Source organism: Microbulbifer halophilus (assembly GCF_026183675.1).
Lineage (GTDB): Bacteria > Pseudomonadota > Gammaproteobacteria > Pseudomonadales > Cellvibrionaceae > Microbulbifer > Microbulbifer halophilus.
Window position 1 is genome coordinate 20,982 of record NZ_JAPIVK010000016.1, and the last position, 18,688, is coordinate 39,669.

An 18,688-nucleotide genomic window follows, 5' to 3' on the forward strand; every position below is an offset into this window, starting at 1 on the left:
GGATTCAGGAATCCAGTACTCCACGCACAAAGTCCGCCAACTCCTGATCCCGGCAGTTTTCAAAGAAACACGCCTGGAAACGCTCACCAGTCACCGCAACTTTGACCAGCTCCGGATCGATGGCCTTGAGCCCGTCGAGATAGTTTTTGCAGGTGGCTTCCTTGATATGGTCGAGAATGCCGGCGTTGCGCACCTGGGACTCCTTGCGCTCCGGCGGATAGCCCTGGCCCCTGGTGCCGGTGAAGGCCTTTTCGAAGATGTAGCGGATATTCAGCTCCGCGCCCCAACCGAAGCCTTTGGCAAACGGGATCGACAGCGCGTTGCCGTTGTTGATCTGTGCAAACAGGAAGGCATCCGCCGGGTCGATGCAGTAGCCGCAGTTGACACCCGGGTAGGCATTCAGCGACATCAGCGCGCCCTGCCCGGTGCCGCAGCCGCTGACGACAAAATCCACCGCTTTCGAGTTCAGTAGCAGGCTGCCCATGATACCCAGGTGGATATAGGTCAGGTAGTGGTCGTTGTCATCGCACATACCGGTGTTGTAAACGGTATGGCCGAGCTCACCCGCGACATCCTCCAGCTCTTTCAGCGCAATGGCGTTCTTGGATGCCTGGCTGAATTCGTTCATCAATGCAATTTTCATTCGCTCGATCTCCTTTGTATCCGTTCTCTTCTTCCCCGGGGTTCGGAGTTGGAGGTGCCCGCCGACGGCGCAACCCGGTGGGCGATTATAGAGATCTGGCAAAAAATTAAAATTGGTCAGGCAGGAAAACCGCTCTACCTACCGCACAAGCCGACAAAAACCACCCTATTGATCGTACTTTGCACAAGTTTCGATCCAGCCACTGGCAATGATGATCGATCCGGTCCCCGCCAATGGATGACCAATTTTGAATACCCGGTTACCAGTCGAGCACCGGGAATCCGGCCCCATCAGCCATCGGCCCGCTCGCGCAGGATATCGGCGGCAATGTGGAAAGACTCGAGGCGCGCGGCGTGGTCGTGGATGGGCCCGGTGACGATCAGCTCGTCCACCGGATTCCGCTCCAGGAAGCGATCTATCCAGGCCGCCACCGTGTCCCGGGACCCCACCGCGGTTTCCGCCAGCGCCTGCTGTACCTGCTGGCGCTCCGACAGCGAGGCGACGGTATCCATATCCTCCACCGGCGGCTGCAGCGGCCCGGGCCGGCCCCGGCGCAGGGCGATAAACTGCTGCTCCAGTGAAGTCATCAGGTAGCGCCCCCGCTCGTCGCTGTCCGCAGCGAACACGTTGATACCCGCTGCGGCGTAGGGTCGCTCGAGATAGGCGGACGGCTCGAAGTTTTCGCGGTAGAGGCGCAGGGCCTGGCCCAGCATCTGTGGCGCGAAGTGCGAGGCAAACGCGAACGGCAGCCCCAGCGCCGCGGCCAGCTGGGCGCTGTAGAGGCTCGACCCCAACAGCCAGATGGGCACCTCCAGCCCCACACCCGGCACGGCCATTACGCGCTGACCGGGCTTCTGCGGCTCAAAATAGTGCAGCAGCTCCCGCACATCCTCCGGGAACTGGTCGGCGGCGTGGCGCGGATCGCGGCGCAGCGCCATCATGGTGGAACCGTCGGTGCCCGGCGCCCGCCCCAAGCCCAGGTCCACCCGGTCGGGATACAGCGACGCCAGGGTGCCGAACTGCTCGGCAATCACCAGCGGCGCGTGATTGGGCAACATGACACCGCCGGCGGCGACGCGGATGTGCTCCGTCCCAGAGGCGATAAACCCCAGCGCCACCGCCGTGGCCGCACTGGCCACGCCCGCCATATTGTGGTGCTCGGCCATCCAGAAGCGCTTGTAGCCCCAGGCCTCCGCATTCTGCGCCAGATCCCGCGAATTCAACAGCGCCCGCCGGGCGTCGCCGTCGTCGGTAATCGGGGAGAGATCGAGCAGGGAATAGGTGCGCATAACAACTCCTTATCGCGGGAAAGCGCGGCCCCGGGGGCGGTACGCAATCGGGGAAACAACGGAGCGCAGGTTAGCGCAGCCGCCCACCCGGCGGTAGCCGAATCCTGCAAAATGCCGGCCTATCGCCATCGGCCCGGCGATGCCGTTTTCCGCCCCAGCCCCAAAATCTGCTAACATCGCGCCCGCAAAACCTGAGGGGTGGCTTCGGCCTGAGATGCCGGTGGATTCGCAGGATTCCACCCGGCGAACCCTTGAACCTGATCCGGTTAATACCGGCGTAGGAATAGGTACCCATTCCCTCCTCTTCGCGTCGCACACCGGGTCTCTTTCACTCCACGTCCCCGAGAGAGAGCCATGAATCAAGCAACCAGAACAAACCCCCTCCACCGCTGGATCGGCCTCGCGGGCTGCGTCGCCACCGGGTCGGCGATCGCCGCGACAGGCCCCCAGTCCGCAGGGCTCGAAGAAGTCGTTGTCACCAGCCAGTTTCGCGACAGCGTGCAACTGGAAACACCCACCAGTATCAGCGTCTTCGACGAAAAGGCAATGCGGGCCCGCGGTGCCGGCCACCTGGAGCAACTGCTCAACCTGGCCCCCAACGTGAACTTTTCCACCGGTGCCTCCCGCGGCCGCTTTGTGCAGATCCGCGGGATCGGCGAGCGCAGCCAGTTTATCGATCCGGTGAATCCGTCCGTGGGCCTGATCATCGACGGCATCGACTTTACCGGCCTGGGCCTGGCGGCCGACACACTGGACATGGATCGGGTGGAAATCCTGCGCGGGCCGCAGGGCACTGTCTACGGCGCCAACGCCCTGGCCGGCCTGATCACCATGACCAGCAATGCCCCCTCGGCCGAACCCGTGGCGAAAGTGTCCGCGGAAGCCGCCCAGTACGGCAGCCATGCGCTTTCCGCCGTCACCAGCGGCCCGCTGACCGACAGACTGGGCTACCGGATCGCCGCGCAGAACCGGCAGTCCGACGGCTATGTCGAGAACCGCTACCTGGGCCGCGACGACACCCAGAATATCGACGAATCCACACTGCGCGGGAAGCTGCGCTACCGGGCGAGCGACGACCTGCAACTGGATTTTACCCTGCTGCATTTCGATATGGACAATGGCTACGACGCCTTCTCGCTGGACAACTCCCGCCACACCCTCTCCGACCAGCCGGGCCGGGATACCCAGAAAACCCTCGCCGGCGCCCTCAGCAGCCGCTGGACCGGCAGCGACCTGTTTACCCTCGAATCGGTTTTCAGTGCGGCCGATTCGGACACCGAATACGGCTACGACGAAGACTGGACCTACGTGGGCTTCCACCCGGACGAGTACAGCTCCACCGACAACTACCGGCGCGACAGGGACAACCTGAGTGCCGATATCCGCTTCGTTTCCACCGAAGAGTCCCGCCTGTTTCGCGACAGCACCGGCTGGGTTGCCGGTGTCTATCTGCGCCGGGAAGAAGAGTCACTGGTGCGCAATGCCAGTTTCCGCAGCCAGTTCGATACCGACAACGCCGCGCTCTACGGCCAGTTGACCGCGGCCCTCGGCGACCGTTTCAACCTGGTGACCGGCCTGCGGCTGGAACAGCGCGAGGCGGATTACGCCGATTCCCTGTCGGTGGCCAGAAAGACCGATGAAAACCTCTGGGGCGGCAACATCACCCTGGAATACAACCGCTCTGAGAATACGCTGGTTTACGCCACTCTCTCCCGGGGTTACAAGGCCGGCGGCGTCAACGGCCGCATCATCTCCGCTTCCGCCGGCAACCCGCAGATCGGCAGCGACGTCTTCGAGTTCGACACCGAGCAGATGCTCAACTACGAGCTGGGCCTCAAGGGCGCCTGGCTGGACAACCGCCTGCAGGCGCAGGTGGCCGCCTTTTACCAGGACCGCAGCGACGTCCAGGCCAAGCAGTCGATCTTCAATCCCGACGACTTCTCCTTCGATGACTTCCTCGCCAACGCCGCCGGCGGACAGACCACCGGTGTGGAAGCCGAGGCCAACTACCTGGCCACTGAAAAGCTGCGCCTGTTCGCCGCGGCGGGCTGGTTGAATGCGGAGTTCCAGGACTTTGCCAGTTCCTCCCATGTGGATGCGCGCAACGATTACACCGGCGCCGTATCGCCGCTGGACCTGGATGGGCGCGACCTGGCCCATGCGCCCAACTACCAGTTCTTTACCGGTGCCGAGTACGCACTGGCGGCGAACCTGGCCCTGCGGCTGGAGGTGGAAGGCAAGGACGACTTCTATTTTTCCAACAGCCACAACGAGAAGTCCACCGCCTACGAACTGCTCAACGCGCGCCTGACCTACAGCGGCGACAACTGGGACCTGTCGCTGTGGGGCCGTAACCTGACCGACGAGGTCTATTACACCCGCGGTTTCTACTTCAGCAACCAGTTCGGCAACAATCCGGCCAACGGTTACGCGCCGGAGGCCTACTACCAGTTGGGCGAGCCGCGCATTGCGGGGATATCCGGCAGCTATACCTTTTAACTCAAGTTTCGGGGTTCAGGTCGGGGGCTCCGGGCACTGTCCGCTTCCGTAGGATGGGCAAAGGAGCGCAGCGACGTGCCCATCAGCCGGCTTTCAGACAAAACCAGACTGGATCAGCACCATGAAACTATCCGTAGAAATCAGCATGTACCCGTTGAAAGACGAGTACATCCCCGCAATCCGGGATTTTATCGAGCGCCTGGACAGGCACCCGGCGCTACAGGTCATCACCAATACCATGAGCACCCGGGTATTCGGCGACTACGACCTGCTGATGGACACATTGAAAGCAGAAATGCGCGCGTCCTACGAGCGATTCGGCCGCGCCATTTTCGTCTGCAAATTTATCGAGGGCGACCTGAGCCCGGATAGCGCCAATGATTAGCCCGGAAGTCCGCGATGCCATCGCCACCTCATTTGCGGCCATGTCCCTGTGGGAGCTGGCTGCCGTAGTGCTGGCGCTGGCGTACCTGCTGCTGGCAATGCGGGAGAAAATTCTCTGCTGGTATGCCGCTTTTTCCAGCACGGCGATCTACCTGGTGCTGTTCTGGGATGTCAGCCTGTTGATGGAGTCCGCCCTGCAGGTATTTTATCTGCTGATTGCGGTTTACGGATGGCGGCAGTGGAAAAACAGAAACGGCGGCCAACAGTCGCTGCATATTCACCGCTGGTCACCGACAGTCCACCTCGCGGCCATTGCCACCGTGGCCCTGTTGACCCTGGTATGCGGCTACGGGTTGCAGCGATATACCGACGCTGCAATGCCCTACCTCGATTCCTTTACCACCTGGGGCGCGGTGGTCACCACTTACATGGTGACACGCAAGGTACTGGAGAACTGGCTCTACTGGGTGGTCGTCGACGGTGCAGCCATCTACCTGTATATAGACCGGGAACTGTACCTGACCGCGGTACTGTTCGTACTGTACGTGATCATCGTCATCATCGGATTTTTCAATTGGCTGGCCCTGTACAGGCAGCAGGCCCGCGAGAGCAATCCACCATTGATGGCGGAAAGCGGCGTTGCACCATGACGGTCGCCGCCGCGGATATCATTCCGGACGACTGGCCGCGCTGGAGCCGCACCAGACCCACGTTGATCCGCACACTGGCGAACGGGCTGACCAACCGCAGCTTCCTGCTGGCCGCCGGAGAACAGCAACTGGTGCTGCGCAGGAATTCCGTCATCAGCGATGCACTGGACCTGAACCGGGACACCGAGGCCCGGGCGCTGCACCTGGCGGACAGTGCCGGGCTATGCGCGCCGCTGGTGTACTGCGACCCCGAGCACCGTTATCTGGTAACCCGCTATGTTCCCGGCGATCGCTGGAGCCCGGACAACGCCGGCGCATTTGCACAACTCGCCGCCCTGTTGCGCGGTATTCACAGGCTGCCGGCCATTGATGCCGAACTGGATATCGGCGACAAGATCGACCATTACCGGCGCTCGATCGATACGGGACAATCGCCGTTGCGGTCGTTGCAATCCCTGCATCAGCCGGTACAGCGGCATGTCGTCGCAGCCGGCGAGTCGGGCAACGGCAAGGTGCTCTGCCACAACGACCTGCTGGCGGACAACCTGATCACCGGCGCCGATGGAACACTTTATGCGATCGACTGGGAATACGCCGCCACTGGCGATCCATTTTACGACCTGGCGGTTATCTGCGAAGGACAGGGCCTGGACGGGGACCAGCGGGAAAAGCTGCTGGCGGAATACCTCCGGCACCCGGTTTCGGACATTGACCGGCAACGCCTCGATCACTGGCGGATCATCTACGGCTACCTGTCGCTACTCTGGTATGCGGTGCAGTGGTCCTGTGGCGCCTTGGGGAGCCGCAGTATGGGCGAAGAAATCAGTGGGCAGATTGAATCTCTATCCGAACTGATTTCCATTACCGCCCGTGGTTACTAAGGAGTGTATAAGTAGCCCGACATGGAATTTCGGACCGTATGAGGCATGGATGCCGATTACGAGCGTACACGGATGCATTCATAGCGTGTCTGAAATTTCATGTCGGGCTACTTATGCACGTATTAATAACCAGATGACCGTCGGGTGACGGGACCATAGCGATTCGCTCTATTCCCTGCTTGTCACCACTCTTCCGGGCAACTTCATAAAGTCCGGCAATCGGGAAAACGACAGGTATTTCAGGCTTTTCGTACAGAAACGGGAAGGATTGTATCCTGTGCCGCTCTGTATGGCTCAGTCAACAAAGAACCACCCCTTGTGGCCCAAACCAGGGTCCAATTTCTTTCTGGCACCTTCCTCGTAAGTAAATGCATTCTTGATGGGCTTCAGGGGTTCGTTGTCCAACAACTTGGAAGCTTCGAGCGCAGTCCCGGAACTGACGGTATAGACAGCTTTCTCGCCAGGGTCATAGACGAAGTCACAGCCGAAGCTATAGGATTCCCCGGTTTTACGTAAGTCGATAACTCGCTCACAGCCCATCAACTTCCGGATTTCTGATTCAGTCAACTTTTGTTCAGTGTTTTCATCACCGTAGTAAATGAGCACATCCGTGGTTTCCGCGAATACCTTTTGGGAGACGAAGTCCTTCAGGGTGGACAGGGCAAATGCCAGATCTCTCTCCCCAAACTGAATCGCCTGATTCAGGTGAGCGAGCACTCCCCAATTTCCACTGCCGGACATAACGACCCCGACACAACCGGAAAACCCTGTCGACCAGAATTTTGTTTTACCGGTTCTCGAAATTCCTATCAGCCCTGAATCCACATCGGTGAAGGTTCCTGAAAGAGCACCTAGTTTGACCCTGTTATTGTGTATGTGATTGATTGGCATACTGAACCCCTTCCATTTTTCAGCTGTTCCATTTTCTCTCGGGACATCCAATAATAGGTGGGGCCTTTTCCCGATACAACCATGCCGCCCACCTCTGCAATGTGCCCAAATCCAATGATCTGTCACAGGTTCGACCAAATGGCGAAGGGGTTTACCGGACCGGCATATCTTCAATCGCCCATATCCTGTGGGGACAATAACAAAACGGGCCCCGACAGGGGCCCGCTTTGTAAGGGAAGGTAGTGGTTCTTTAACGCCGGAAAGGCCAGAACCAGAAACCACCGACATTGACACGCCTGCTCGAGCTGGCTTCACGCCCGCCGGTATCGCTGACGCGCAGGGTGATCTGGTACCGTCCGCGCTCGTCGTAGCGATGCCAGGCCACGCGGTGATTCCCAGTGGTGCCGTCACCGAAATCCCACTGGTAGCTCCAGCGGTCACTCGCATTGCCGCGGCCGCGGTGCTGCACCCGGACCCAGCCGAAAAACTTCCGCACACTGAACTTTGCCTGCGGTGCGGAACCATTGTCCATCACCGAGAGCTGGCGCGCCGCCGTCGCGATGGCACCTTCATCATCTTCCACCGACAGGGTCACGGTGTAATTGCCCGGCTGGCTGTAGCGGTGTTGGGGATTTCGCTCCGTGCTGGTTTCGCCGTCACCGAAATCCCAGTGCCAACCGGTGATATTGCCGTCGCTATCGCTACTGGTGTCGGTAAAGCGGATGCGCAAGCCGTGTTTTTGTATGTCGAAGGCTGCGTCGGGCGCGGCGTTGCCGCCGGTCAGGTCCAGTTCCACCACCACCGGATCGTGATCGGACGCGCGATAGGCATCGGCGCTGTAGAGGCTGTCGACCTGCGCCTCGCTCTTGTACTCGGTGTTGTAGTCCAGCGCCCGTGGTTCGTCGGCGTTGATGGACCAGGTGGCAGCACCGGTCACCAGCGGGGCCAGTTCGGCGCTGGCGAGGGCGTGATCCAGATAGCCGGCCTGGGCGTCGTAGACGTAGGAGTAGGCATCGTCGCCGGCGAACTGCGCCAGCAGGTCGGTGTAGCCGGCCTCCTTCAGGGTGCTGATGGGGTTTTCCCGGGCGTAGCTGTTCAGGTCGCCGATCAGCAGCGCTCGCTCCACACCGGTGCCCGCCGGATCGCCGGCGACCCAGCCGGCCAGGGCGTCGGCGGCCTGGATGCGGACCTGGTTCCAGCAACCCTGGCCATCCCCCTGGTCGTCGTTGAGACTGCCGTCGTCGGGGCAACTTCCCTTGGAGCGCAGGTGATTGACCACCACCGCCAGGGATTCGCCCGTGGCCAGTTCGGTAAAGGACTGCAGCAACGGCTGGCGGTTGCCGTAGTCGAACGGGTAGCCGGAGAGGGTGGCGGCATCGCCCTGTGGTTGCACCCGGTCGCTGCGGTAGATGATGCCCACGGCCACCTGATCGGTGCCCAACTCCGCCAATCCCGGATTCACGAAGGAATAGACCCCGCTGCCGGCGGCGTTGAGGCCGTCCACCAGGTCCTGTATCGCGCTGTCCGCACCGTAGCCGTCGTTTTCGATTTCCATCAGGCCGACGATATCGGCCCCGGTACCGCGTACGGCGGCGATGACCTTGTCGCGCTGGCGCTGGAACTCCTCCGACGTATCGGCGCCGCGGGCGGTGGGGAAGCCGCCGCCGTTGCCATCGCCGTTGAAGTAGTTGAGCACATTCAGGCTGGCGACCCGCAGACTGCCCTCCCCCGGCAGCGCCGGCGCCGCGCCGCGCGGATTGGTGTCGTCGAATGCCGGCGCTTCCACCGGGTGCACGCGGTAGCGGCCAAAACCGTAGGTGATTACCCCGCGCAGGCCATCGACCGCGGCGCCGGTGCGCAGGCTGTTGCCGGCATCCAGCCCCGGGGCGGGATAGGGGATCCTCTCCGGGTTCTGCACCGTGGAGCCGTCGTCCAGCAGTATCCGGTTGCGCGCATTCTCGCTCTGCTGGGCCCGGGCCGCGGGGCCGGGCTCGGCGATATTGGTGGGTGTGTAGAGGCGGCCGGCGGAGAGTTCCAGCTCACCGTAGCGGGCCAGGTTGTAGTTGCCGCTGACCGTCAGCGTCTGCGCGAAGTGCGCGAGCATGCCCTCGTAACGTTCCGGGACCTCGGCGTCGGCAAACGGCATGGTGATTTCGGCGGCGCTGACACTCAGGCCGCTGTCGCAGACGCGGATACCGTCGACCCGATTGATTTCGGTCAGGCCGTGGTACTCGGTGACCTCGCCGCCGACACGCACCAGGTCGCCCGTTTGCAGTTCGGCGTCGAAGCCGTTGTCGTAGATGAACAGGCCTTCGGATGTGGTTTCCAGAGCGTCCCGGTCGGCATCCTCCTCCTGTACGAAGAAGCCGCCGAGGCCGGAATCGGTATCGCGGAAGTCGGCGACGACCACCGCTTCCACTTCCACCCGCTCACCCACCAGCGGGCTGGCGGCACCACTGCCCTGGACGGCGCTGATCCGTGTGGCGGCGTCGCCGCACTGGCCCAGGGCGATATCGCCGCCGTCGCCACCGCCGTCATCGTTGCCGCCGCCATCGCCGCTATCCCGGTAGCGACCGAGATCATCGAAGTTGTCGCGACCGGCGCTGGTCCACTCCAGCGCCGGATCGAAGGCCCCACTGCCGTCGCTGCGGCCGTCGAGGATATCGCCGTTGCGCCGCAGCGTCTGGTTCTGGGTGCCGAGTGTGGCATCGCCCCACAGGCTGCCCGGGTCGAAGCCGATCTGGCCGATTACGTCCACCGGCTGGCCCTCGCGCACCAGGGCCACCGCGTCGTCGCCATTGAACAGGCCACCGCCGTAGGTCTGGTCCGCCTGCGCGAGAATCTCACCGGCGGCGCTGCCGTGAGCGAGCACAAATACCCCGCCATCCGCGAGTCCGCCACTCAGGGCGATATCCGCCCCGGCGCTGGTGGAGCCGTTGAAATAGACCTGCACGGCGTAGTCGGCCAGGTCCACCGGCGCGCCGGTGCCGTTGTAGATTTCCAGTGCCTTGTTGTTGCTGCTGCCCTCGATATATTCCGAAATCAGCAGATCGGCCATTGCATGGGTACTGGCCAGCGCCGACAGGCACAGCGCCGGCAACGACAACCACTTGAAACGATTCATTATTTTTCCCCCGGTTTCCGGTCCGTGAATAGCGGTCGGTATAGTTTCGCGGCACAGTCTGCCGGGGAATTCCTAAAGGCCGGTTACAGGGATATGAAGAATTTGCGGCAGTTTTGTTGCCACCCTTTCCCAACACCCGTATTTCGTGGGTGCGTCAACGGCGGCTTTATGACAGAATCGCCCGATAAAGAATAATGATGTCCATTGCATCAACAGCTCGCACCACCCGGGATTAAAACTCAAGTTTCGGGGTTCACTTCAGGAAGCTGGAGCGGGGTGCGCCTTTCTGGGACACGCCGTGAATACGTCCCTGTAGGCTTGTCTGCGAGGTCCCTCTCGCAGACAGTCCCAGAAAGGCACACCCCGCTCCAGCTTGTGCCCCCGAACTCCGAAACTTGAGCAAAAAGAACCGGGCACAGAATCCGATAGTGGCCGCGGGGCCCGCCCCGGCAATCCACTTGCGGCTGTGCCCTCCATAAAACGGGGAGCTCTCGATGTCAGCGTATCAACGCAACGCCAGTCTGGGCGCCGGAGAGAAGCTCGGCTACGCCGTGGGCGATGCGGGCTTCAACTTTTACTGGATCATTATCGGGTCCTATCTTTCCTATTTTTATACCGATATCTTCGGTATTCCCGCCGCTGCGGCCGGCACCATGTTCCTGGTGACCAAGATCGTGGACGCCTGTACCGACCCGGTGATGGGCGCCGTCGCCGACCGCACGCGCAGCCGCTGGGGCCGCTTCCGCCCCTACCTGCTGTTCGGCGCACTGCCGATGGCCGGCGCCGCGGTGCTGACCATGACCACACCGGACCTGGACGAAAACGGCAAGGTGCTGTGGGCCTACGGTACCTACACGGTGATGATGCTCTGCTACACCATCCTGAGTACCCCCTACTCCTCCCTGGCCGGAGTCCTCACCGCCGATGCCGCCGAGCGCAACTCGGTTTTCGGGCTGCGTTTTTTCTTTGCCTACAGCACCGGTATCCTGGTGGGCGCGCTCACGCCGGGCCTGGCCGACTATTTCGGCGACGGCAACGACGCCCTGGGCTGGCAGGTGACCATGGCGCTCTACAGCGCCGTCGCCTGCGGCTGTTTTCTCACCGTGTTCTTTACCACCCGGGAGCGGATACAGCCGGCACCGGAACAGCAGTCCCGGCCGCTGGAGGACATTCGCGACCTGATCGGCAACGGCCCCTGGCTGGTGCTGTTCGCGATCGCAATGATCATCATGATGACCATCGTCTTCCGCGGCAGCTCCGCCACCTACTACTTCAAGTACTTTGTCGAGCGCCCGGACCTGATGGGGCCCTATATCGGCGTACAGATGGCCGCCTATGCGGTGGGCTGCCTGCTCTCCCCCTGGCTGACGCGGCTGCTGCCGGACAAGGCGCGGCTGCTGATGCTGTTGATGGGTATTGTCGGCGCACTGAGCGTGGCCTTTGCGTTTATTCCCAAACCGGCCAACACCGGCGTGGTCACCGTTTCCACACAGGGCGAACGGACCCTGCGCGCCGCCGACCTGCTCGGCGGAACGGAAACTGAGGCAGGGGGTTACCGCTGGGTGGAACACCTGCCCGGCGCCTTCTGGTTCAACCGCGAAACGAAGACACTGGAGACCGGTGGCCCCAGCCTGTCGATCGGGGCCGCGGAAGAAGCATCGGACGGGGAACGGATCTTCAGCGTGTCGCTGCTGGACGGGCAGGGTGCGGTGATTCGCGACAGCGCCGACTGGCCGGCGGAAATCATCGCCATGTTCCTGCTCAATATCCTGATCAGCCTGGCGCTGGGGCCCAAATCCCCCATCGCCTGGTCCATGTACGCCGATGCCGCCGACTACAACGAGTGGAAAACCGGCCGCCGCGCCACGGCGATGACGTTTTCCGCCGCCACCTTTTCCCAGAAACTCGGCGGCGCCCTGGGTTCCGCCGGAATCCTGTGGGTACTGGCACTGTTCGGCTATAAGGCCAACGCCATGCAGGAAGACGCCTCACTGACCTCGATCGTCTGGCTGCAGACGCTGGTACCGGCATTTTTTGCCTTTGCATCCATCGCGGTGTTGCGATTCTACGGCCTTGGCGGCAAGAAGCTGGCGCAGATACAGCGGGAGCTGCAACAGCGCGACGACCGCAGTGCCGGTGCCAGCGAGATGGCAAAAGACAGCGGGGACGCCGAAGGAATAGCCCCGTGAGAAACCGTTCCGTCCCCCGGAATTCAAAACCGAAAAAGACTGGAAAACCGATCATGTTTTTGAAGGAAAATGCCGCAGGCGACCGGTTCGAGCTGTGGAGCCCGACAAAAATGCCCCGGGCCTCCGCCTTTCTGTGGAACCGGAGAATGATGATACAGGTCAACTGCCGGGGCTTTGCCGCTGCGCAGTTTATGCAACCGGATTCGGCCAAGTATATGCACGGCCCCAATATCGAAGCGAAAACCTTCATGCAGCCGGAGCACCCCTACTACGCGCACCACCCCGGGCGTTTCTTTTATATCAAGGACGAGACCAGCGGCGAGCTCTTCTCGATTCCCTACGAACCGGTGCGCCGGCTGCCGGACAGCTTCTGCTTCTCCGCCGGAAAGTCGGATATCCAGTGGCGGGTCCGGCACCTGGATCTCAGCACCGAACTGCAGCTCAGCCTGCCCGCGGAGGACCCGCTGGAGATCTGGAACCTGAATATCGGCAACGATTCCCCGCGCGAGAGAAAGCTGAGTCTCTATCTCTATTTTCCCATCGGCTATATGAGCTGGATGAACCAGTCGGCGCAGTATCACGAGGATCTCGGCGGCGTGGTGGCCTCCTGTATCGCGCCCTACCAGAAGGTGGAGGAGTATTTCAAAAAACTCGGCAACAAGGACAAAACCTTCGTACTGCACGACCGCCCACCCTGTGCCTTCGAGACCATCCGCGAGGTTTTCGAGGGCGAGGGCGGACTGCACAACCCCGACGCCCTGCAGGGCCCCGCCATGGGAAATGGCGAGGCCCTCTACGAGACGCCGGTGGCCGCGCTGCAATACCGTCTGACCCTGGCGCCGGGTGCCAGTGAAAACTTCCGCTTCCTGGCCGGCCCGGCAACCGACGACGCGGAAATCGCGCACCTGCGCCGGACCCATCTCCCCGGAGAGGGCGCGACCGCCGTTGCCGGTAAAAACACCGCCGCAAATCCGCAACAGGATGGTCCCGCCGAAACCATTCGCATCCGGACCCCGGACAGCCACTTCGACAGCTTCGTCAATCACTGGCTGCCGCGCCAGGTGTTCTACCACGGCGACGTCAATCGCCTGACCACCGACCCGCAGACCCGCAACTACCTGCAGGACAACATGGGCATGAGCTATATCCGCCCGGAGGTCGCCCGCTCGGCCTTCCTGTTGGCCCTCTCCCAGCAGAAGGCCGACGGCTCCATGCCCGACGGCATTCTGCTGGAGGAATCCGCGGAACTGAAATATATCAACCAAGTGCCCCATACCGATCACTGCGTGTGGCTGCCCGTGTGCCTGCGGGCCTACCTGGATGAAACCGGCGATTATTCCGTACTGGAGGAACCGGTCCGCAATGCCACCGACGGCGAAGACCACACCGTTTGCCAACGCATCACCCGCGCCCTGCGCTGGCTTTTCTCCGCCCGCGACGGGCGCGACCTGAGCTATATCGGCCAGGGCGACTGGTGCGACCCGATGAATATGGTCGGCTACCGGGGGCGCGGCGTGTCCGGCTGGCTGACGGTGGCCACTGCCCACGCCTGCCGGACCTGGGCGGACATCGTCGCGGAGCGGGGGGAGGGCGAACTCTCCTGTGAATTTCACGAGTATGCCCAACTGATGAACCGCGCCATGAACCGGCACCTGTGGGACGGGCGCTGGTACGGACGCGGCATCACCGACGACGATGTGCCCTTCGGCATCGACGGCGATCCCGAGGGGCGCATCTACCTCAACCCGCAGAGCTGGGCGCTGCTCGCCGGCACCGCCGACCGGGACCAGCAGCGCGAGATACTGCAGGCGGTGGAAGAGCAACTGGAAACTCCCTACGGGGCCATGATGCTGGCACCGGCCTACACCGCCATGCGCGAGGATGTGGGCCGGGTGACACAGAAGTTTCCCGGCTCTGCGGAAAACGGTTCCATCTACAACCACGCGGGCATTTTTTATGTGCACGCGCTCTACCGCATCGGCGAGGCGGACAGCGCCTTTCGGCTGATGCGCAAGATGCTGGCGGGCCCCGGCGAAGAAGACTATCTGCAGCGCGGACAGATGCCGGTGTTCGTGCCCAATTATTACCGCGGCGCCTGCTACCAGTTCCCGCGCACCGCCGGGCGCTCGAGCCAGCTGTTCAATACCGGCACCGGCGCCTGGATGTACCGCTCGGTGATCGAGGATCTCTTCGGTCTCAGGGGGGACAGAGACGGCCTGCTGATCCGGCCGATGCTGCCCCGCCACTGGCCCCGGGCGACGGCGGAGCGCCGCTTTCGCGGCGCCAGCTTTACCGTGACCTGCGAGCGTTCGCCGCAGGTGGATACCCCGCAGGTTGAAGTCGATGGTATCGCCCTGAAGCGGCATCGTATCGACAGGATAGAGGCGGGAAAAAATTACCGCGTACGCGTATTGCTGCCCGATCAGACACGCTTGAAGTGAAAGGATTTGGGGCGGGTGACGTACTCGTACCCCACACCGGACAGGGTGCAGCCGCGGCCGGAGTTTTTGATGCCGGTCCAGGCCAGCGCCGGGTCCAGGTAATCACAGCGGTTCAGGAATACGGTGCCGGTTTCGATAGCGTCGGCCAGGGCCATTGCCGCCCGCTGGTCGCGGCTGTAGATCGCGGCGGTGAGACCGAAGCAGCTGTCGTTGATCAGCGCCAGCGCCTCGCTGTCGTCGCGCACCTTCTGTACACCGAGTACCGGGCCGAAGGATGCCTCGCGCATCACGCGCATGCCGCCGTCCACACCGGTCAGTAGTTGCGGCGCCATATAGGGCGTGCCGCGCCGGTCCATCGGAAATTCGCCGGTATCGATATGGGCACTGGCGCCGGCGGCGATCGCCTCGTCGATCTGGCCGCGCACAAAATCCGCCGCCTCGGCGCGCACAAGCGGCCCCAGATTCGTATCGGGATCGTCCGGGCGGCCCAGTCGGTAGGCGCGCACCAGCGCCGTGGCGCGCGCGACAAATTCGTCGAACAGCGACTCGTGCACATAGGCGCGCTCGATGCCACAGCAGGACTGGCCGGAATTCAGGAAGGCGCCGTCGACGACGCTGGCCACCGCCTGCTCCAGATCGGCGTCGGCGCGCACATAGGCCGGGTCGACACCGCCGAGCTCCAGCCCCACCGGGATAAAACGCCCCGCGGCCGCGCGCTCCACTGCGGTGCCGCCATCCACCGATCCGGTAAAAGCGACATGGTCGATTTCCGGTGCGCGCACCAGTTGTTCCACATCGCCGTGATCCAGGTGCAGGTACTGGAAAACCCCCACCGGCAGCCCGGCCTCGGCAAAGGTTTCCACCATCTGCTCGGCGCACAGCGGTGTCTGCGCCGAGTGTTTCAGCAACACGGTATTGCCGGCCAGCAACGATGGCACCACGGCGCTGACGGCGGTGAAATAGGGATAATTCCAGGGCGCGATCACCAGCGAGCCCCCCAGCGGTTCTCGGCGGATAAAGCGGGTAAAGCCGGGCTTGTCCGGCAACTGGATATCGGCGAGCGCCGATTCGGCGATATCCGCCATGTAGGCGGCCCGCTCGGCAAAGCCGAGAATTTCCCCGGAGGCGAAGCGGATCGGCCGGCCCATCATCCAGCAGAGCTCTTCACCGAGCTGTTGCTTGCGGTCGGTAAATAGGCGGATCGCCCGGCGCACTATCGCCACCCGCTCCGCCAGCCGCGTGCGCCGCCAGGCGGGCTGGGCACCGCTGGCGGCGGCCAGGGCCGACCGGATTTCGTCGTGAGTCGCCAGGGGCCTTTCGACGTAGACGGAATCGTCGATCGGGGAGATGCACTGAAGTCTTTGCATGCGGCGGTCGCCGTTGATTGCCAAATCGCGGGTATGAAATGAGCATAGCCCCCGGCGGGCCGGCAGCGGCAGGCGGCCGGCGCAGGTATGGCGGCCACTTCGGCCGGGATTGCGCCCGCAGGCGCCGCCATCCACGGCTTTGCGCCCCCCGGCCCAGGGTTTATAATCCGCGCTCGCATTTTTCGTCCACTTTTTAAACAGGAACCGCAATGAGCTTCGACAAGATCCCCGCAGGTAAGGACCTGCCCAGCGATATCAACGTCATCATCGAAATCCCGGCCAACCACGACCCGATCAAATACGAAGTGGACAAGGACTCGGACGCGGTATTCGTGGATCGTTTCGTAGCCACCCCGATGTTCTACCCGGCCAACTACGGCTATGTCCCGCAGACCCTGTCCGAAGACGGCGACCCGCTGGACGTGCTGGTGGTAGCCCCCTACCCGGTCATGGTGGGCTCCGTGATCCGCTCCCGCGTGGTCGGCGTACTGAACATGACCGATGAGTCCGGTGTCGACGCCAAACTGCTGGCGGTACCGCACAGCAAGCTGACCAAGCTGTACGATCACGTCCAGGAAGCCGGCGACCTGCCGGAGCTGCTGATCAAGCAGATCGAGCACTACTTCGAGAACTACAAGGCGCTGGAAGCCGGCAAGTGGGTGAAGGTGGACGGCTGGGCCGACGCCGAAGCCGCTCGCAAAGAAGTGATGGCCTCCCGCGAGCGCTACCTGAAAGAGGAAGGCTGATTTTATCTCCTCCCGCCGGGCAACCGTCCCGGCAGAGAAAAGCCCCGCACCGCGGGGCTTTTTGCATTTTACACGGTCGCTTCCTGCGAGTGGTCATGCCTCTCCTGCCCCTGTCGTCCACTCCCCGGCACTTCCAACAGACGCAATAACGGCCGGCGCAACAACCACACCAGCACCGCGCCACTACCGGCAATCGCCGCATGCAGGAACCAGAAACCGCCCGCCGGCAGGATCTCGTAGAAACGACCGAGAAAACCGCTGAACACGGAACCGAAAAACAACCCCAGATAGTAGACTCCCACCATCATCGCGTTGATCGACGGCGGTGCCGCCCGGGAGAAAAGTGACAGTGCAGTGGGAGCCACATAGAGATAGCCGCAGGCGCAGATAAAGTGGAATACCGCCGGCCACCAGATGGCCACGGCGCCCCCGGCAGAGAGCATGTCGGCGAGGGCCAGCCAGGCGCAGGCCAAGGCGAAGATACCGCAACCGATGCCGATTTTATCCAGGTCGCCGGGCTCCCGGCGCCGCCGGTTCTGCCACCGCCAGAAAGCGATGATTGCCGGCGCCAGTAGCAATACCGCCAGGGAATCGAGTGACGGGAACCAGGTGACCGGCACAGTCGTCTCGAACAACACCCGATCGACGCGGTCCCGGATCCACAGCACATAGGCGTTCCAGACCTGGAACTGTGCTGTCCAGAAGAGTGCGGTGACCGCCAGTACCATCAGCAGCCCCGCGATCACGCGTCCCTCCCCGGGTTTCAGGGCATCGCCGCTACCGCGCCTGACCAGGTTGTCCGGCGGCAACCGGTCACGTCCAGCCAGATAAATAGCGGTACCGACCAGCATCCCCAGCCCGGCGACGCCGAAACCGTAATGCCAGCCGTAAATCTCACCCAGGGTGCCGCAGATCAACGGCGCAATAAAGGCGCCGATATTGATCGACGCATAGTAAATGGAATAGGCCGCGTCGCGGCGCTGGTCGTTTTTTTCATACAGGCGCCCCACCTGGGCGGCCAGGTTGCCCTTGAGCAACCCACAACCCAGCACCAGCGCCAGCAGCGCGAACAGGAAGGCGGACTCCAACGCCATCAGAAAATGCCCGAGCGACATGATCACCGCTCCCAGCACCACCGCGCGCCGCTGTCCCAGCACCCGGTCGCCGAGCAGGCCGCCGAAGATCGGCGCCAGGTAAATCAGCCCCCCATAGATACCGAAAATCTGCGTCGCCAGCGCCTGGGTGGACAGCGGGCCCAACACACCTTCCAGCAGGGCGCGAAAGCCGGCGAAGGCGGCCACCTGTTCCACCGCGCCGGGGTGCAACAGGTAGTTGGCCATATACAGCACCAACAACGCCTGCATACCGTAAAAGGAAAACCGCTCCCAGGCCTCGGTGAACACGATATAGCCGAGCCCCGCGGGATGCCCGAGGAAAGAGCGCGAATTGTGCGGTGGGTGATTGGAATCAGCGGTGGCTGCAACTTCAGAAGTCATATCGAATACCGATCGCAGCCGGGGGCCACGCCTGACAGTTTTATGAATTTTGTATTTCGTCCGGTGCCGGCCAGTGGTCCGTGTTCGG

Annotated in this window: 13 protein-coding genes and 1 riboswitch; of the genes, 7 read left to right on the forward strand and 6 right to left on the reverse strand. The window is 62.6% G+C overall.

All coding sequences use genetic code 11. From position 1 onward, the window contains the following. Positions 1–4 precede the first annotated feature (4 nt). Positions 5–643, reverse strand: a complete 639-nt coding sequence (locus OQE62_RS10100) for an RpiB/LacA/LacB family sugar-phosphate isomerase (protein WP_265721907.1) — start codon at positions 641–643, stop codon at positions 5–7. A gap of 290 nt (positions 644–933) precedes the next feature. Then, on the reverse strand, positions 934–1,932 hold the full coding sequence (locus tag OQE62_RS10105; RefSeq protein ID WP_265721908.1) for an LLM class flavin-dependent oxidoreductase: 999 nt from the start codon (positions 1,930–1,932) through the stop codon (positions 934–936). Between the two features lie 184 nt (positions 1,933–2,116). Beyond that, a riboswitch (TPP riboswitch) is annotated at positions 2,117–2,233 on the forward strand. A gap of 53 nt (positions 2,234–2,286) precedes the next feature. On the opposite strand from OQE62_RS10105, the gene OQE62_RS10110 reads away from it, so the two are divergent. The 4 genes from OQE62_RS10110 to OQE62_RS10125 all read left to right on the forward strand — a co-directional run bounded on the left by OQE62_RS10110 (position 2,287) and on the right by OQE62_RS10125 (position 6,346). Next, positions 2,287–4,431 carry a TonB-dependent receptor gene (locus tag OQE62_RS10110; RefSeq protein WP_265721909.1) on the forward strand — a complete coding sequence of 715 codons (2,145 nt, stop codon included), beginning with the start codon at positions 2,287–2,289 and terminating at the stop codon, positions 4,429–4,431. A gap of 121 nt (positions 4,432–4,552) precedes the next feature. Further along, positions 4,553–4,816, forward strand: a complete 264-nt coding sequence (locus tag OQE62_RS10115; RefSeq protein ID WP_265721910.1) for a YkoF family thiamine/hydroxymethylpyrimidine-binding protein — start codon at positions 4,553–4,555, stop codon at positions 4,814–4,816. Further along, entirely contained in the window at positions 4,809–5,465 is a 657-nt protein-coding gene (pnuC, locus tag OQE62_RS10120; RefSeq protein ID WP_265721911.1) for a nicotinamide riboside transporter PnuC, read from the forward strand. Before OQE62_RS10115 ends, pnuC begins: the two co-directional genes overlap by 8 nt. Beyond that, the gene (locus tag OQE62_RS10125; RefSeq protein ID WP_265721912.1) at positions 5,462–6,346 is read left to right on the forward strand and encodes a choline kinase family protein; all 885 of its coding nucleotides are present in this window, start codon (positions 5,462–5,464) and stop codon (positions 6,344–6,346) included. The genes pnuC and OQE62_RS10125 overlap by 4 nt, the downstream gene beginning before the upstream one ends. A 294-nt stretch (positions 6,347–6,640) precedes the next feature. Here the strand turns inward: OQE62_RS10125 and OQE62_RS10130 are convergent, their stop codons facing one another. Beyond that, complete coding sequence (locus OQE62_RS10130; RefSeq protein ID WP_265721913.1) at positions 6,641–7,237, reverse strand: hypothetical protein; 597 nt, start codon at positions 7,235–7,237, stop codon at positions 6,641–6,643. Between the two features lie 250 nt (positions 7,238–7,487). Next, positions 7,488–10,361 carry an ExeM/NucH family extracellular endonuclease gene (locus tag OQE62_RS10135; protein WP_265721914.1) on the reverse strand — a complete coding sequence of 958 codons (2,874 nt, stop codon included), beginning with the start codon at positions 10,359–10,361 and terminating at the stop codon, positions 7,488–7,490. Positions 10,362–10,855: 494 nt separating this feature from the next. Between OQE62_RS10135 and OQE62_RS10140 the strand changes: the two genes are divergently transcribed. Together OQE62_RS10140 and OQE62_RS10145 are read left to right on the forward strand one after the other, a co-directional pair. After that, positions 10,856–12,550 (forward strand): MFS transporter, encoded by a 1,695-nt coding sequence (locus OQE62_RS10140; RefSeq protein ID WP_265721915.1) that lies wholly within the window; start codon positions 10,856–10,858, stop codon positions 12,548–12,550. Positions 12,551–12,603: 53 nt separating this feature from the next. After that, positions 12,604–14,991 carry a GH36-type glycosyl hydrolase domain-containing protein gene (locus OQE62_RS10145; RefSeq protein ID WP_265721916.1) on the forward strand — a complete coding sequence of 796 codons (2,388 nt, stop codon included), beginning with the start codon at positions 12,604–12,606 and terminating at the stop codon, positions 14,989–14,991. Here OQE62_RS10145 and OQE62_RS10150 read toward each other — a convergent pair. Further along, positions 14,973–16,358 carry an aldehyde dehydrogenase family protein gene (locus tag OQE62_RS10150; protein WP_265721917.1) on the reverse strand — a complete coding sequence of 462 codons (1,386 nt, stop codon included), beginning with the start codon at positions 16,356–16,358 and terminating at the stop codon, positions 14,973–14,975. The genes OQE62_RS10145 and OQE62_RS10150 overlap by 19 nt on opposite strands. 209 nt (positions 16,359–16,567) lie before the next feature. Between OQE62_RS10150 and ppa the strand changes: the two genes are divergently transcribed. After that, positions 16,568–17,104 (forward strand): inorganic diphosphatase, encoded by a 537-nt coding sequence (gene ppa / locus OQE62_RS10155; protein ID WP_265721918.1) that lies wholly within the window; start codon positions 16,568–16,570, stop codon positions 17,102–17,104. Positions 17,105–17,172: 68 nt separating this feature from the next. On the opposite strand, the gene OQE62_RS10160 is transcribed toward ppa, so the two are convergent. Continuing rightward, complete coding sequence (locus OQE62_RS10160; protein ID WP_265721919.1) at positions 17,173–18,600, reverse strand: peptide MFS transporter; 1,428 nt, start codon at positions 18,598–18,600, stop codon at positions 17,173–17,175. Between the last annotated feature and the right edge of the window lie 88 nt (positions 18,601–18,688).

Coding starts and splice junctions, on each gene's coding strand:
- OQE62_RS10100 (WP_265721907.1), bottom strand. CDS start 643: ATGAAAATTGCATTGATGAACGAATTCAGCCAGGCATCCAAGAACGCC.
- OQE62_RS10105 (WP_265721908.1), bottom strand. CDS start 1,932: ATGCGCACCTATTCCCTGCTCGATCTCTCCCCGATTACCGACGACGGC.
- OQE62_RS10110 (WP_265721909.1), top strand. CDS start 2,287: ATGAATCAAGCAACCAGAACAAACCCCCTCCACCGCTGGATCGGCCTC.
- OQE62_RS10115 (WP_265721910.1), top strand. CDS start 4,553: ATGAAACTATCCGTAGAAATCAGCATGTACCCGTTGAAAGACGAGTAC.
- pnuC (WP_265721911.1), top strand. CDS start 4,809: ATGATTAGCCCGGAAGTCCGCGATGCCATCGCCACCTCATTTGCGGCC.
- OQE62_RS10125 (WP_265721912.1), top strand. CDS start 5,462: ATGACGGTCGCCGCCGCGGATATCATTCCGGACGACTGGCCGCGCTGG.
- OQE62_RS10130 (WP_265721913.1), bottom strand. CDS start 7,237: ATGCCAATCAATCACATACACAATAACAGGGTCAAACTAGGTGCTCTT.
- OQE62_RS10135 (WP_265721914.1), bottom strand. CDS start 10,361: ATGAATCGTTTCAAGTGGTTGTCGTTGCCGGCGCTGTGCCTGTCGGCG.
- OQE62_RS10140 (WP_265721915.1), top strand. CDS start 10,856: ATGTCAGCGTATCAACGCAACGCCAGTCTGGGCGCCGGAGAGAAGCTC.
- OQE62_RS10145 (WP_265721916.1), top strand. CDS start 12,604: ATGTTTTTGAAGGAAAATGCCGCAGGCGACCGGTTCGAGCTGTGGAGC.
- OQE62_RS10150 (WP_265721917.1), bottom strand. CDS start 16,358: ATGCAAAGACTTCAGTGCATCTCCCCGATCGACGATTCCGTCTACGTC.
- ppa (WP_265721918.1), top strand. CDS start 16,568: ATGAGCTTCGACAAGATCCCCGCAGGTAAGGACCTGCCCAGCGATATC.
- OQE62_RS10160 (WP_265721919.1), bottom strand. CDS start 18,600: ATGACTTCTGAAGTTGCAGCCACCGCTGATTCCAATCACCCACCGCAC.